This window comes from Kribbella sp. NPDC004138 (genome assembly GCF_053603655.1).
Genome location: NZ_JBSGFZ010000007.1, coordinates 184,179 through 197,337 on the forward strand (window position 1 = coordinate 184,179; position 13,159 = coordinate 197,337).

General features: G+C 68.9%; 12 protein-coding genes. 9 read left to right on the forward strand and 3 right to left on the reverse strand.

All coding sequences use genetic code 11. The annotated features are described in order from the left end of the window. Positions 1 to 9 precede the first annotated feature (9 nt). Positions 10 to 1,170 (reverse strand): ROK family protein, encoded by a 1,161-nt coding sequence (locus tag ACWEOO_RS12095; RefSeq protein WP_452142965.1) that lies wholly within the window; start codon positions 1,168 to 1,170, stop codon positions 10 to 12. A gap of 48 nt (positions 1,171 to 1,218) precedes the next feature. Between ACWEOO_RS12095 and ACWEOO_RS12100 the strand changes: the two genes are divergently transcribed. The 5 genes from ACWEOO_RS12100 (at position 1,219) to ACWEOO_RS12120 (ending at position 5,538) form a co-directional block, all read left to right on the forward strand. Next, positions 1,219 to 1,839, forward strand: coding sequence for an HAD-IA family hydrolase (locus ACWEOO_RS12100; protein ID WP_452142966.1), 621 nt, complete (start codon positions 1,219 to 1,221; stop codon positions 1,837 to 1,839). Further along, positions 1,836 to 3,032: an MFS transporter gene (locus ACWEOO_RS12105; protein ID WP_452142967.1), complete on the forward strand. Its 1,197-nt coding sequence runs from the start codon at positions 1,836 to 1,838 to the stop codon at positions 3,030 to 3,032. The genes ACWEOO_RS12100 and ACWEOO_RS12105 overlap by 4 nt, the downstream gene beginning before the upstream one ends. Before the next feature lie 38 nt (positions 3,033 to 3,070). Then, positions 3,071 to 3,913 carry an SMP-30/gluconolactonase/LRE family protein gene (locus ACWEOO_RS12110; protein WP_452142968.1) on the forward strand — a complete coding sequence of 281 codons (843 nt, stop codon included), beginning with the start codon at positions 3,071 to 3,073 and terminating at the stop codon, positions 3,911 to 3,913. A gap of 126 nt (positions 3,914 to 4,039) precedes the next feature. Next, on the forward strand, positions 4,040 to 4,531 hold the full coding sequence (locus ACWEOO_RS12115; RefSeq protein ID WP_452142969.1) for a GNAT family N-acetyltransferase: 492 nt from the start codon (positions 4,040 to 4,042) through the stop codon (positions 4,529 to 4,531). 26 nt (positions 4,532 to 4,557) lie between these two features. Beyond that, positions 4,558 to 5,538, forward strand: coding sequence for a serine hydrolase domain-containing protein (locus tag ACWEOO_RS12120; RefSeq protein ID WP_452142970.1), 981 nt, complete (start codon positions 4,558 to 4,560; stop codon positions 5,536 to 5,538). 11 nt (positions 5,539 to 5,549) lie between these two features. Here ACWEOO_RS12120 and ACWEOO_RS12125 read toward each other — a convergent pair whose 3' ends face one another. Beyond that, entirely contained in the window at positions 5,550 to 7,115 is a 1,566-nt protein-coding gene (locus ACWEOO_RS12125) for a GxGYxYP domain-containing protein (protein WP_452142971.1), read from the reverse strand. Positions 7,116 to 7,202: 87 nt separating this feature from the next. Then, positions 7,203 to 7,823 (reverse strand): HAD family hydrolase, encoded by a 621-nt coding sequence (locus ACWEOO_RS12130; RefSeq protein ID WP_452142972.1) that lies wholly within the window; start codon positions 7,821 to 7,823, stop codon positions 7,203 to 7,205. Between the two features lie 117 nt (positions 7,824 to 7,940). Here ACWEOO_RS12130 and ACWEOO_RS12135 point away from each other — a divergent pair, with 117 nt between their 5' ends. The 4 genes from ACWEOO_RS12135 to ACWEOO_RS12150 are packed head-to-tail and all read left to right on the forward strand — an operon-like array spanning position 7,941 to position 13,094. Next, the gene (locus tag ACWEOO_RS12135; protein ID WP_452142973.1) at positions 7,941 to 9,224 is read left to right on the forward strand and encodes an extracellular solute-binding protein; all 1,284 of its coding nucleotides are present in this window, start codon (positions 7,941 to 7,943) and stop codon (positions 9,222 to 9,224) included. Between the two features lies 1 nt (position 9,225). Then, positions 9,226 to 10,257: a carbohydrate ABC transporter permease gene (locus ACWEOO_RS12140; protein WP_452142974.1), complete on the forward strand. Its 1,032-nt coding sequence runs from the start codon at positions 9,226 to 9,228 to the stop codon at positions 10,255 to 10,257. Then, a complete protein-coding gene (locus ACWEOO_RS12145; protein WP_359930633.1) occupies positions 10,247 to 11,074 on the forward strand; it encodes a carbohydrate ABC transporter permease in 828 nt (275 codons plus the stop codon). Before ACWEOO_RS12140 ends, ACWEOO_RS12145 begins: the two co-directional genes overlap by 11 nt. A gap of 31 nt (positions 11,075 to 11,105) precedes the next feature. Next, positions 11,106 to 13,094, forward strand: coding sequence for an aldo/keto reductase (locus ACWEOO_RS12150; RefSeq protein WP_452142975.1), 1,989 nt, complete (start codon positions 11,106 to 11,108; stop codon positions 13,092 to 13,094). Positions 13,095 to 13,159: the final 65 nt, after the last annotated feature.

A 13,159-nucleotide genomic window follows, 5' to 3' on the forward strand; every position in this document is an offset into this window, starting at 1 on the left:
GCCCCGCTGTCAGAACCGGTGGGCGACCCAGGACGCGATCGCCGGCTCGCTGGTGAGGTGGTCCAGCGCGAGTGCGGCCGCGCCGCGGAGCGGACCGTCCGGCTGGTGAGTGGCCGGGAGTACTGGCGGGGGTGCGCCGCGGTGGAACGTCATGAGACCGCTCAGGTAGGCCTCGGTGAACGTGTCCTCGGCTGCGGCGCGGAGGGGTATCGCCAGACCTCCGATGGTCACTACGTCCGGGTCGTGCGCGTTCACCAGACCTGCGATGCCGTAGCCGAGCGCCGTGACCACCTTGGTCACGGCTGCTCGGGCAGCGCGGTCCGTGCGCCGGAGTACCTCTTCCGTGTACGCAACGGGGTCGTCCGGCGTCGGCTGCTTCAGGTGGCGTGCCAGGGCGCGTCCGTCGATCTCCAGGTCCCAACAGCCGCGTGCACCGCACGGACAGGGGCGAGAGCGGTCACCGAAGGGCATGTGGCCGTACTCACCGCCGGCTCCCGACGCGCCCTGTGCGGGTACGCCGTCGATCAGCAGCGTCCCGCCGATACCGACCTCGATGATGAGGTGCACCGCCGTACCAGCTCCGGCGGCTGCGCCTGTACGAGCTTCGGCCACGCCACTCAGCGTCGCGTCGTTGCCGGCGAGCAGCGGCACGCCCGTGCCTTCAGTGACCCGCGTGAGGTCCAGCTCCACCCACTCGAGAGTGGGAGCCTGCATCAGGTGGTTGTCGCGGACAGTGCCCGGTACGGCGAGGCTGACCATCTGGAGCCGAGCGCCGTACCGCTGCTTGGCCTGCTCCACCTCGCGCCGCAGGTTCTTCAGCACGACCTGTGCGCGCCGACTGCGGTGCCGCTTGTACTGCGGGTCCTGCAGCGAACCGTCGAGCGCTACGACCGCACTGCGCCAACTGCTCTGCCGCAGGTCCAATGCCAGCACCACAGGGCCTTGCGGATGCGGCTGCAGCACTGTTGTCGGCCGGCCGCGTCCCTGACTGGCGGCAGGTACTTCTGTCAGCAGATGTACGTCGCGTAGCCGGGCGGTCACCTCTGTCGCCGACCCGGTACTCAGGCGCAACGCCCGCGCGACCGCGGCCCGGGTGATGCCGGGTTGACGGGTGAGCTGGGTCAGGACGTCCGCAGCCGTCTGCCATTGCCCCCGGCGCACTGGAGTCATCGGTGTCCTTCCCCTTATGCTCGGAGGACGAGTTTAATGGGAGGGGTCATGGAGATCCGGGACATCCGCGCCGTGCTGTTCGACATGGACGGCACTCTGGTCGATTCGGACGCGGTCGTCGACCGGAGCTGGAGCCGTTGGGCGACCGAGTTCGGCCTGGTGCCGGCCGAGGTGCTCGCGGTCGCGCACGGCAACCCGGCGATGGCGACCGTGGCGCACTTCCTGCCCGACGCATCGACAGTCGATCGGACCGCGGCGTGGGCCCGGGTGTTCGATCTCGAGGTCAACGACGTCGACGGTGTGGTGGACAAGCCGGGTGCGCTCGAGCTGCTCGGCACGCTGGAGCGGCTCGGCCTGCCGTGGGCGGTCTACACCAGTGCGCCGGCCCAGCTCGCGAAGGTGCGGCTGACCGCGGCCGGGATCGCGCCGTCGGTCCTCGTCACGGTCGACGACGTCAGTCGCGGCAAACCGGACCCCGAGGGGTACCTGCGGGCGGCCGAGCTGCTCGGCGTACCGGTGACGCGCTGCCTGGTGGTCGAGGACACGGTGGTCGGACTGTCGGCCGGGCAGGCGTCGGGTGCGCTGACGGCCGGGCTGAAGGGCATCCCGGCGGACATCGAGCTGCCTGACCTGCACCGCCTCGACGCGCTGTTCAAAGGTCTGGAATGACCGCGCAGGCTCAGGTACAGGCTGGGGCCCGCGCCGACGAGGTGCGGATCGGTGTCGCGCTGTCGGCGATGGGGTTCGTGCTGGCCGGGCTCGGGGCGTGCGTGGCGATCCTCGCGCGGGATCTCGACGAGCCGACCAGCCGGCTGGCGCTGCTGTCGTCCGGGTTCGCGGTCGGGCTGCTGCTGGTGGCGGTGGTCGGCCCGCGGATGCTCCGGCGGTGGCAGATGCCGACCGTTCTCGGGCTCGGCTCGGTCGTCTGCGCGCTGGGTGCGGTCCTGATCGCGGTCGCCCCGTCGTACGGCGTCGCGATCGCCGGCGGCCTCCTGGTCGGTCTAGGTGGCGCCCTGCTCGTCCTGGTCGCCCCGCTGATGCTCAACGGCCCGGCGGCCGCCGCCCGGCTGAGCCGCGTCAACGCGGTCGCCAGCGGGACCGGAATCCTGGCGCCGCTGGCGATCGGCACGCTGGACGGTCTGGGCCCCAGCGGACGACTGGCCATGCTCGCCGCAGCCCCGCCGCTCCTCGCGCTCGCTCTTCTGACCCGCCGCTCCAAGGCAGGGAAGCGGCCGCAAGACGTCGAGCCGCCCGTGCCCGTCCTGATCGACTCTGCCCCGGCCGTCGGGTTGGGCCGGAAGTGGCGCCGAGTGGGCCGGCGGGTCGTTGTCGACGTGGGGGTCGGTTGGCTACGCGTCGTGCTCGCCGTGGCCGTGGAGTTCTGCTTCGTGGTGTGGGCGGTGGCTCGGCTGGTGGCTGCCGGCCTGCCGACGGCGACCGCCGCGCTGCTTGGCAGTGCGTTTCCGATCGGTATGGCGGTCGGCCGGGCGATCGGCCCGATCCGGTGGCGCGGCTGGTCGCCGGTGTTCCCGTCCGGCCTGCTCGCCGCGTGCGGGACCTTGCTGGTGAGCATGGTCGACGTACCGGCCGTGGTCGCCCTCGGACTGGTCGTCGCGGGTCTCGGCGTCGCCCCGCTGTATCCGGTGACGCTCGCAGCCCTCGTCGCGATCCCCGGCATCAGTTCGGCCCGGCTCGCGGCGGTCGGCGCGATGGCCTCCGGTACGGCGATCCTGGTCGCGCCGGCGCTGCTTGCCGTCCTCGCCCGGGTCGTCGACCTGCGGACGGCGTACCTGGTCACGCTGCCGCTCATCGGCGTACTTTTTCTGCTGAGCCGTCGATCTGACCGGGCCGCGTTCGTGTAGGGGGTGAACGAGCCCGAAACGACGAACGAGGTGGCGTGATGTCCGAACTGAAGCTCCTGCTGGACGGCCTGGCCTTTCCCGAGTCCGCGCGCTGGCACGACGGCCGGCTGTGGTTCTGCAACTGGATCGAGCAGCAGATCGTCGCGGTCGACGCGGCCGGGAAGACCGAGACCTTCGAGGTGCCGGTCGAGCGCCTGATGGGCTGGTCGATCGACTGGTCGCCGGACGGCCGGCTGCTCGTCACCGGCGACAAGCTGCGCCGCTACGAGCCGGACGGATCGATCACCGTGCTCGCCGACCAGGGCGCGAACGAGCTCGTCGTGGATGCCCGGGGCAACATCTACCTGAACGGCGCGGACTTCGACTTCGTCGGCGGCGAGGAGCCGGTGCCGGGCTGGATCCGGCTGGTCACACCGGACGGTCAGGTGCGGGAGGTTGCCGACGACATCCAGTTCCCGAACGGCATGGTGCTGACCCCGGACGGGCGGACGCTGGTGATCGCGGAGTCGTTCGCCGGCCGGCTCACCGCGTTCGACGTCGCGCCGGACGGCGGGTTGTCGAACCGCCGCGTGTACGCCGAGAACCTCGGCCCGGACGGCATCGTGCTCGACGCCGAGGGCGCGATCTGGTCGCAGACCTGGGGTGAAGGCGTAGTCCGGGTGGCTGCGGGCGGCGAGATCCTGGAGCGCGTCGAGATTCCCGAGAACCGGGCGCCGTTCTCGCTCACGCTGGTGGACTTCGACGGACCGGCGCTGTGCGTGCTGACCGCGGAGTGGCGGATGGACGACAGCATCGCCGACAACTTCGCCCGCCTCACCGATGGCCGGCGGACCGGGCAGGTGCACATGATTCCGGTCGCCGTCCCGCCGGTAGCTCGCTAGCATCGCGGGCATGGAGTGCTTCGCCGCCGGGCGTACCCGGCGCTGCCCCCGGCCTGTCGCTGCCTGCGTGCCTGCGACGGGCCGGTCGCGCCTGCCCGTTTCCTGCACTCGTGAGAGGCACACTCCATGCAGATTCGTTCGTACGTCGACGGCGACCTGGCCCGGCTCGTCGACCTCACCATCGACACGTTCGGGCCGTTCTACGAGGAATCGTTCCGGCCGTTGGTCGGTGACCTGATCTTCACCCGCCAGCACGGCGACTGGCGCGGCGACTACCGCAGGCAGCTGCCCGGGTTGCACGATCCGGCGGCGCACAAGTACGTCGCCGTCGCGGAGGTCAACGGCGTACCGATCGGGTACGTCGCCTGGCACCTCGACACCGAGCGCCGGCAGGCCACGGTCGAACTGCTCGCGGTCGCACGCGAGCACCGGCGCTCGACCATCGCGACCGCGCTCTGCAGGCACGCGTTCGCGGCGATGCGCACCGAGGGAGCGCAGTACGTCGAGATCGGCACCGGCGGCGACGCCTTCCACGCCCCGGCCCGAGCCTTCTACGAAAGCCTCGGCTGCGTCAAAGTCCCAGTAGCCGTGTACTTTCGCGAACTGACCGCCTCATGACGGCCCGCCTGCGTTAATCTGCGGCAATGGCGCAGGGGGATGTCGACAGGATTGCTCAGGAAACCGGGTTCTCCGGTGTGGTCCGGATCGACCGGGCGGGCGAGATCGAGTTCGCGAGGGCCTACGGGCTGGCCAACCGCGCCTACAAGGTTCCCAACTCCCTGGACACCAGATTCGGCATCGCCAGTGGCAGCAAGGGGTTCACCGCTCTGGCGGTGGTCTCGCTGGTGCGCGACGGTGTGCTGGAGCTGAGCACCACCGCCAGAAGCCTGCTCGGCAAGGATCTGCCGCTGATCGCGGACGACGTGACGGTCGAACATCTCCTCACGCACACGTCCGGCATCGGCGACTACCTGGACGAGGAGGCCGACACCGAGATCACCGACTATGTCATCGGCGCGGCGCACGAGCTGACCACCACCGAGGCATTCCTGCCCCTGCTGGACGGGCATCCCACCAAGTTCCGGGCTGGTGAGCGGTTCGCCTACTGCAACGGTGGCTTCGTGGTTCTCGCCCTGCTGGCGGAGCGGGCCGGCGGAGTGGGCTACCACGACCTGGTCCGGGAGCGCGTGCTCCGCCCGGCCGGCATGACCAGAACCGACTTCCTGCGCTCCGACGAGCTACCCGCCGACGCGGCCGTGGGATACCTGCCTCTGGACGGGGTGGACCGCTCCAATGTGTTCCACCTGCCGGTACTGGCCACCGGCGACGGCGGCATCTACAGCACCGCCGCGGACATCTCCACCTTCTGGCGCGCGCTGTACGCGGGCGAGATCGTGTCGTCGGTCGAAGACGTGCTACGACCACGCTGCGACGTACCCGAGGAGGCCAGGCGCTACGGTCTCGGCTTCTGGCTGCACGAGAGCACCGACATGGCGATCCTGGTCGGGTACGACGCCGGCGCGTCCTTCAAGTCCACGCACGACCCACACACCAGTACCACCCGCACCGTCCTGTCGAACACCTCACCCGGCGCCTGGCCCGTCGCCCGTGCCCTCACCCCTTGAGCCGGTGAGGCCTACGGCTTGGCGTGCTTACCGACCATGCGGACGAGGGTGTCCGGTGGGATGACCTTGACGTGCGGTGCGAGGCCGTCGACGACCGTGAGGACGTCGTCGACGGACTTGCTCCAGGCATGCCAGACGACGATCGAGTAGCCGGCGGTCGAGAACGGGTTGCGGGTCGCGGTGTTCAGTTCGGTGGTGACCGACGCCTCGTCGGCGCCGTCGAGCCCCTCCCAGAGCATGGTGCGCGCGGAGATCACCGGCTTCCCCTCGGACCACACCACCTTGCCCTTGAGGCCGTCGTACCGCGAGTACTCGAGGTAGATCAGGCCGTCGATCTCAGGACGCTTCAGGTACGACGACCAGAGCCGGGTGTTCTCGAACGCGTCGAAATCGATGATCTGCGCCACCGAGAGATCGGACCGGCCCATCGCCTGCGCGAGCGACGCGGTGTGCTTGTCCAGCGCGGCGGCGGGGTAGCGGCTCGGGTACAGGTACCCGCCGCCCGACGGGCCGACGACCCAGCGATCTTTCCGCGACTGGTCGTAGAACCACCGCATCACCGACGGCGCCAGGTCGATCAACGACGGCGAGATGCCCCAGCCGAGATCGACCTCACCCCGGCGCGGACTGCCGAACCAGCGCGGATCGGTCGGGAAGTCGCCGAGCGCCCACTGGATGTTGTCCCCGTCGGTGATCAGGAAACTCACGTAGTGCGCGTCCGGATCCGGCTCCGGGAGCTTGGCGGAGACCTGTTGCGTCACGCGGTCCTCGCGAATGCCCGACAGGACCGACAAGTTGCGGGCGTGGTCGGCGGGCAGGGCTTTCACGCCGGTGGCGGAGTTGACGCCGATGAAAGCGTCCTCGCCGGCTGAGGCGTCGCCCCAGCCGATGACCGTGCCGTCGTCGTCCAGTGCTCCGACCACGCCGGCGCGGAACTCCGAGTTGCCGTCGAAGAAGGCGAGCGCCCCCGCCATCGTGACGTAGTCCCGGAGCCGCTCCGGGATGTCCGCGCGCTGCTCGACCACGACGTCGTGCCGCAGCCGGGGCCAGTACGTCTCGAACACCCAGCGGTCGTCCTTGTCCCGCACGTCCAGGACCTTGCGCAATCCGTTGCGGATCGCGAGTGCCTCCAGGCTTTCCTCGACCGCCACGGCACCAGTCACGCCGGCGAGCGTGGTCGCGACGTTGACCGACGGGGTCCCAGCACGAAACAGCACATATCCGCGGACGCCGGACCGGCTGACGGTCTTCCACAGGTCACCGGTGCGCGCCCGGACGCCGTACCGTGCCACGAGGTCGTCGAGCCAGTGCTGGTACCCGAGCCCGGGCAGGTTGAGGTAGAGCGATTCGCCGCCGCGCCGGGCCAGCAGGCCCTGCAGCGTTGTCGCCAGGGTCCGCTCGGGCAGGCTCAGCGAGGACTCGTCGAAGACGTTCAGCAAGTGCGGCCGTTGCCCCTTGGGGTACGCCGACGGAGCGGGTGCGGCGCCGAAGGCGAGGGACGGCGAGACGGTGGCGGCGAGCCCGAGCCCGGCGGTGAGACCGAGGGCGTGGCGGCGCGAGAGTCGGCGATCGGACATGAGGTGCCTCCAGGGAGCGGCTGGTGGACTGTCCTACGTTGTCAACAGGGGGCGACGATGCCACAGCCCCCGCGCCGTCACAAGACCTCAGACCGGAATCGGCAGGCCATGCCGCCGAAGAAGGTCCGCCAGAGCCGGTACGCCGGCGGACAGGTCGTAGTACTCCGCACGCAGCCCGACGCTCAGCGCACCGGCCACGTTGTCTTCGTTGTCGTCGATGAACAGCACGGCCGGCGCGGGCACCCGCAGGGCGCCGAGGATTGCCCGGAAGTACGCCGGATCCGGCTTGGCCAGCCCGAGGTCGCACGAGTAGAACGTCTGGTCGAACCACGCGCCGTACCCGCGTTCGTCCTGCATGATCGCCCGCCGGTACGCCTGCTGGTTGGTCGCGAGGTGGCACCCGATGCCGGCCGTGCGCAGCGACTGGATCAGCGCGATCACCGCGGGCTCGGCGTCGAACCAGCTCCACGGCTCGAGGGCGTCGGCGAGCGATGCCGGCGAGTCCCAGCGCCGCAGGACGTCGGCCACCGCGTCGCGGAAATCGCCCTTGCCGACGAGCGCCGGCTTCTCGGCCTGCATCAGGTCCGCGACGAACGCCTCGCCGTCGGCGGGCACGAGCGTGGTCAGGCGCGACCACCAGTCCCGGGACGGGCGCTGGACGACCCCATCGGCATCGAAGAGGACGGCGGAGACGGCGGGTGAGCTCATGCCGTCATCTTGTCACCGGACCTTGACCGGTTCAGTCGGTATGCGCTTACCTACTGGCTACGTAAACATATGTGGACACCTTCCGGCGAAAACCAACAGAAAGCGCCAGGTGAGGCTATGACCCTGAGCAGAAGGCACTTCCTCGCGGTCGGCACATCAGCAGCAGCCGCAGCCGCCGCGAGTCTCACCGGCTGCGGATCCCGCAGCTCACTGGGCGGATCGCACGAGCTCAGCATGTGGACGTGGGTCGGATCCGTCAACGACGACCTGATCGGCCAGGCGGAGCAGGCGATCCCCGGGTTCGACGCCATGAAGCTGGCGATGACCCGGATCGGCTCCAACTACAAGACCAAGGTGCTGACCGCGCTGGCCGGCAAGTCCCTCGTCCCGGACATCGTCGCGATCAACGACGACGTCGCGACCTACTTCCCGAACGCCGACCAGTTCCACGACCTGTTCGAACTCGGCGCGAAGGACCTCGAGAAGGACTTCCTGCCCTGGAAGTGGAAGCTCGGGATCACGCCGGAGAACAAGATGATGGCGTACCCGATGGACACCGGACCGACCGCGCTGTTCTACCGCAGCGACATCCTCACCAAGGCCGGTGTCGACATCGATCCGGCCGCGGTCGCGGAGCTCGCACCCGACTGGGACGCCTACATCGAGCTCGGCAAGAAGCTCAAGCAGGCCGTGCCGGGCTCGGCCATCACCGACAACATCAGCGGGATCTTCGACTACCGGATGGCGCAGCAGCCCAAGCGCTACATGACCGAGGACGGGCAGTACATCGGCGACCAGGACCACGTCCGGCAGGCGTTCGACCTGGCCGTCCGGGTCGTCAAGGAAGGCCTCTCGGCGAACGCGCAGAACTCGACCGACAAGAACGCGGTCGTCACCAACGGCAAGCTCGTCGCCTACAACGCGGCCGTCTGGTGGGCCCAGCTCGGGCCGAAGAACGCGGCGCCGAAGACCAAGGGACTCTGGCGGGTGACGGCGGCTCCTGGTGGCGCCGGCAACCGCGGCGGGTCCTTCCTGGCGATCACGAAGTACTGCAAGAACCCCGAGGCCGCGTTCGCGTTCATCAGCTGGCTGGAGTCGGCGAAGAACCAGGCCCAGGCGTTCCTCGACCCGGTGCTCTTCCCGTCGACGCCGGCCAGCTACACCGACCCCAAGCTCGCGGCGCCCGACCCGTTCTTCGGCGGCCAGAAGATCGTCGACGTGTTCGCCGAGTCCGCGAAGAAGTACCCGGGCGCCTTCTTCTCGCCGTACGACAGCATCGTCGGTACGCCGATCGGCAAGGAACTGGTGAACGTCGAGGCCTCCGGCAAGGACCCGGATCTCGCCTGGGCGGACGCCCAGCACCAGGTCGAGCGGGAACTCACCCGGGCGGGGGCGATCTGACATGGCCGTGACCAGCAAGACGATCCCCGCCGCGGTCACCCCGGCCGCGACCGCTACCGAGAAGCCGCCGAACAAGTTCAGGCAGGCGTTCCCGCAGTACGCCGCGGTGTCGCCGTTCTTCATCCTGTTCGCGATCTTCGGCGCGTTCCCGGTGCTGTTCTCGATCTGGATCTCGTTCCACTCCTGGGACGGCATCGGGCAGATGACCTGGGTCGGCCTCGAGCAGTACCGCTACCTGCTCAGCGACGCCACGTTCTGGCAGACGATCGGGAACACCCTGATCATCTGGGTGCTGTCCACCGTGCCGATGCTGCTGCTCGCGCTGGTGATCGCCAACGCGCTGCACAACGCGACCCGGCTGCGCACCTTCTATCGGATCGCGTACTTCATCCCCAACGTCACCTCGGTGGTCGCGATCACCCTGGTGTTCGGCTCGATCTTCAGCAACAACTTCGGCCTGCTGAACGCGTTCCTGCAGTCGATCGGAGTCGGCCAGGTCGAATGGCTGACCTCGCCGTGGGGCATCAAGATCGCGATCGCGACGATCGTCACCTGGCGCTGGGTCGGCTACAACGCGATCATCTATCTGGCCGGCCTGCAGGCGATCTCGGCCGATGTGTACGAGGCCGCCAAGGTCGACGGCGCCAGTCCGCGGCAGACGTTCTGGCGGATCACCGTGCCGATGATGCGGCCGGTCATCCTGTTCACCGCGGTCACCTCGACGATCGGCGGCCTGCAGATCTTCACCGAGTCCCGGGTGCTGTTCGGCGACACCAACAACATCGGCGGACCCGGCGACGCCGGTCTCACCATCGTGTCGTACCTGTACCAGAGCGCGTTCATCAAGAACCAGTTCGGGTACGGCGCCGCGATCGGCTGGGCGCTGTTCATCCTGATCGTGCTGTTCAGCATCATCAACTGGCGGCTGATCGGCGGCACCGACGACGAACGCCTGACCCGACGCGCCGCTCGGCGAGTGGAACGCAGGATCGCAGCCCAGAATGCCAAGAGGGAGGCCGCAGATGTCCGTTGAACGCGTGCGCACTGCCGTCGGTCACGTCGTGCTGATGCTCGGCGTGCTCGTCTCTCTTTTCCCGTTCTACTGGATGGTGGTGATGGCCTCCAACACCACCCCGGACATCTTCAGCTACCCGCCGAAACTCGTGATCGGCTCGCACCTGTTCGAGAACATGGGCAAGGTGCTCGACAACATCGACTTCTTCGGCTCGATGCTGCTCACGCTGGTCGCGTCGCTCGGCGTCACCGTCCTGGTGCTGTTCTTCGACTCGCTCGCCGCGTTCGCGTTCGCGAAGTACCAGTTCCCCGGCCGGAACCTGCTGTTCGGGATCCTGCTCGCGACCTTCATGATCCCGTCCCAGTTGGCGCTGGTGCCGCAGTTCGTGACGCTCGCCGAGTTCGGCTGGATCGGGTCGCTGAAGGCCCTCATCGTTCCGGGCGCGGCGAACGCGTTCGGGATCTTCTGGATGCGCCAGTACGCCAAGGGCGCCATCCCCGACGAGCTCATCTCGGCCGCCAAGGTCGACGGCGCCGGGTTCTTCCGGCAGTACCTGACCGTCGGCCTGCCGGTGCTCCGGCCCGGTCTGGCCTTCCTCGGGATCTTCACCTTCATCAACGTCTGGAACGATTACCTGTGGCCGCTGATCGTGATGACGGACCCGAACCGCCTCACCCTCCAGGTCGCCCTCGACCAGCTCAACGGCATCTACGGCACCGACTACTCGATGGTGATGGCCGGTGCGCTGATGAGCGTCATCCCCCTGATCGGCGTCTTCCTGATCGGTGCCCGCTCGTTCATCGCGGACCTCGCAGCAGGCGCCATGAAGTTCTGACCCGAAACCACAACCAACAACGGGATCTCCTTTGACTGACCACAAGCTCCGCTGGGGCATCATCGGCACCGGCAACATCGCGTCCCGGTTCGCCAGTCAGGTGCCGACGTCGGCGACCAACGAGGTCGTCGCCGTCGGCAGCCGGTCGCTGGAGTCGGCGAACTCGTTCGCCGACAAGTGGGACATCGCCAACCGGCACGGCTCGTACGACGACCTGCTCGCCGACGAGGCCGTCGAGGCGGTGTACATCGCCACCCCGCACCCGATGCACGTCGAGTGGGCGATCAAGGCGGCCGAGGCCGGCAAGCACGTGCTGTGCGAGAAGCCGCTCGCCATCAACCGGGCGTGGGCCGAGGCGATGATCGAGGCCGCCGTACGCAACGACGTCTTCCTGATGGAGGCGTACATGTACCGGTGCCTGCCGCAGACCAAGCTGATCACCCAACTGGTCCGCGACGGCGAGATCGGCGCCGTCCACCAGATCCAGGCCACGTTCGCGTTCGCCGCCGGGTTCCGGCCGGAGAGCCGGATCTTCGCCGACGACCTGGCCGGCGGCGGCATCCTCGACGTCGGCGGGTACCCGGTGTCGATAGCCCGGCTGATCGCCGGCGCCGCGATCGGACAGCCGTACGCCGAACCGGCCGCCGTGAACGCGGTGGGCCATGTCGGCGAGACCGGCGCCGACGAATGGACCGTGGCGACGCTGTTCTTCGACGGCGGCGTCACCGCTCAGGTCAGCACCGGCGTCCGGCTCGCCGACCGGAACCAGGTCCGGATCTACGGCAGCAAGGGCTACCTCCAGGTCGACGACCCGTGGTTCGGCGGCGACGGCAAGCCGAACAAGGTCGTCCTGCACAAGGTGGGGGAGGAGCCGCGGGAGCTGTCCGCGGAGCCGGCCCTGATCTACACGGCCGAGGCCGAGGCGGTGCAGGCGGCGATCGCCTCCGGCGCGCAGGAGGCGCCGGAGATGAGCTGGGCGGACACGCTCGGCAACCTCACCGTCCAGGACCAGTGGCGGGCCGCGATCGGGCAGCAGTACGCGAGCGAGCGGGACGACGCGATCATCCCGACCGCGACCGGCCGGCCGCTCAGCCGGCGCGCCGACGCCCCGATGACGTACGGCACGGTGCCGGGCGTCGACAAGCAGGTCTCCCGGCTCGTCATGGGCGTCGACAACCAGCAGACGCTGCCGCACGCCGCGGTGATCTTCGACGACTTCGTCGAGCGCGGCGGGACCACCTTCGACACGGCGTACATCTACGGCGGCGGGCGCGGTGAGAAGCTGCTCGGGCAGTGGATGACGTCGCGCGGCAACCGCGACGACGTCGTGGTGATCGGCAAGGGCGCGCACACGCCGTACTGCGACCCCGAGTCGATCACCCGGCAGCTGCACGAGAGCCTCGAGCGGCTGCAGACCGACCACGTCGACCTGTACTTCATGCACCGCGACAACGAGGACATCGCGGTCTCGGAGTTCGTCGACGTCCTCGACGAGCACTTCAAGGCCGGCCGGATCAAGGCGTTCGGCGGCTCCAACTGGTCCACCGAGCGCTTCGACGAGGCCAACGCGTACGCCGAGGCGAACGGCAAGCAGCCGTTCACACTGCTGAGCAACCACCTCAGCCTCGCGCGGGCGTACGACGTACCGTGGGCGGGCTGCCGGCACGTCAGCGACGACGCGTCGCAGAAGTGGCTGCGGGAGCGGCAGGTCGCGCTGTTCCCGTGGTCGAGCCAGGCGCGCGGGTTCTTCACCGGGCGGGCCAAGCCGGAGGACACCTCGGACGCCGAACTGGTGCGCTGTTTCTACTCCGACGAGAACTTCCGTAGGCTGGACCGGGCGCGGGAGCTCGCGGCGGCCAAGGGCGTCGAGCCCACAGCGATCGCGCTGGCCTGGCTGTTGCACCAGCCGTACCCGGTGTTCCCGCTGATCGGGCCGCGGCACGTGAGCGAGACCCGGACCTCCACGCCGGGGCTGTTGGTCACGCTCACCGAGGACGAAGTGGCCTACCTCACGGCCTGACGGCCGAATTGGTGGGTGGCTGACACCCATGTAACATGATCTGTCGGAGTAACGACCCTGAACAC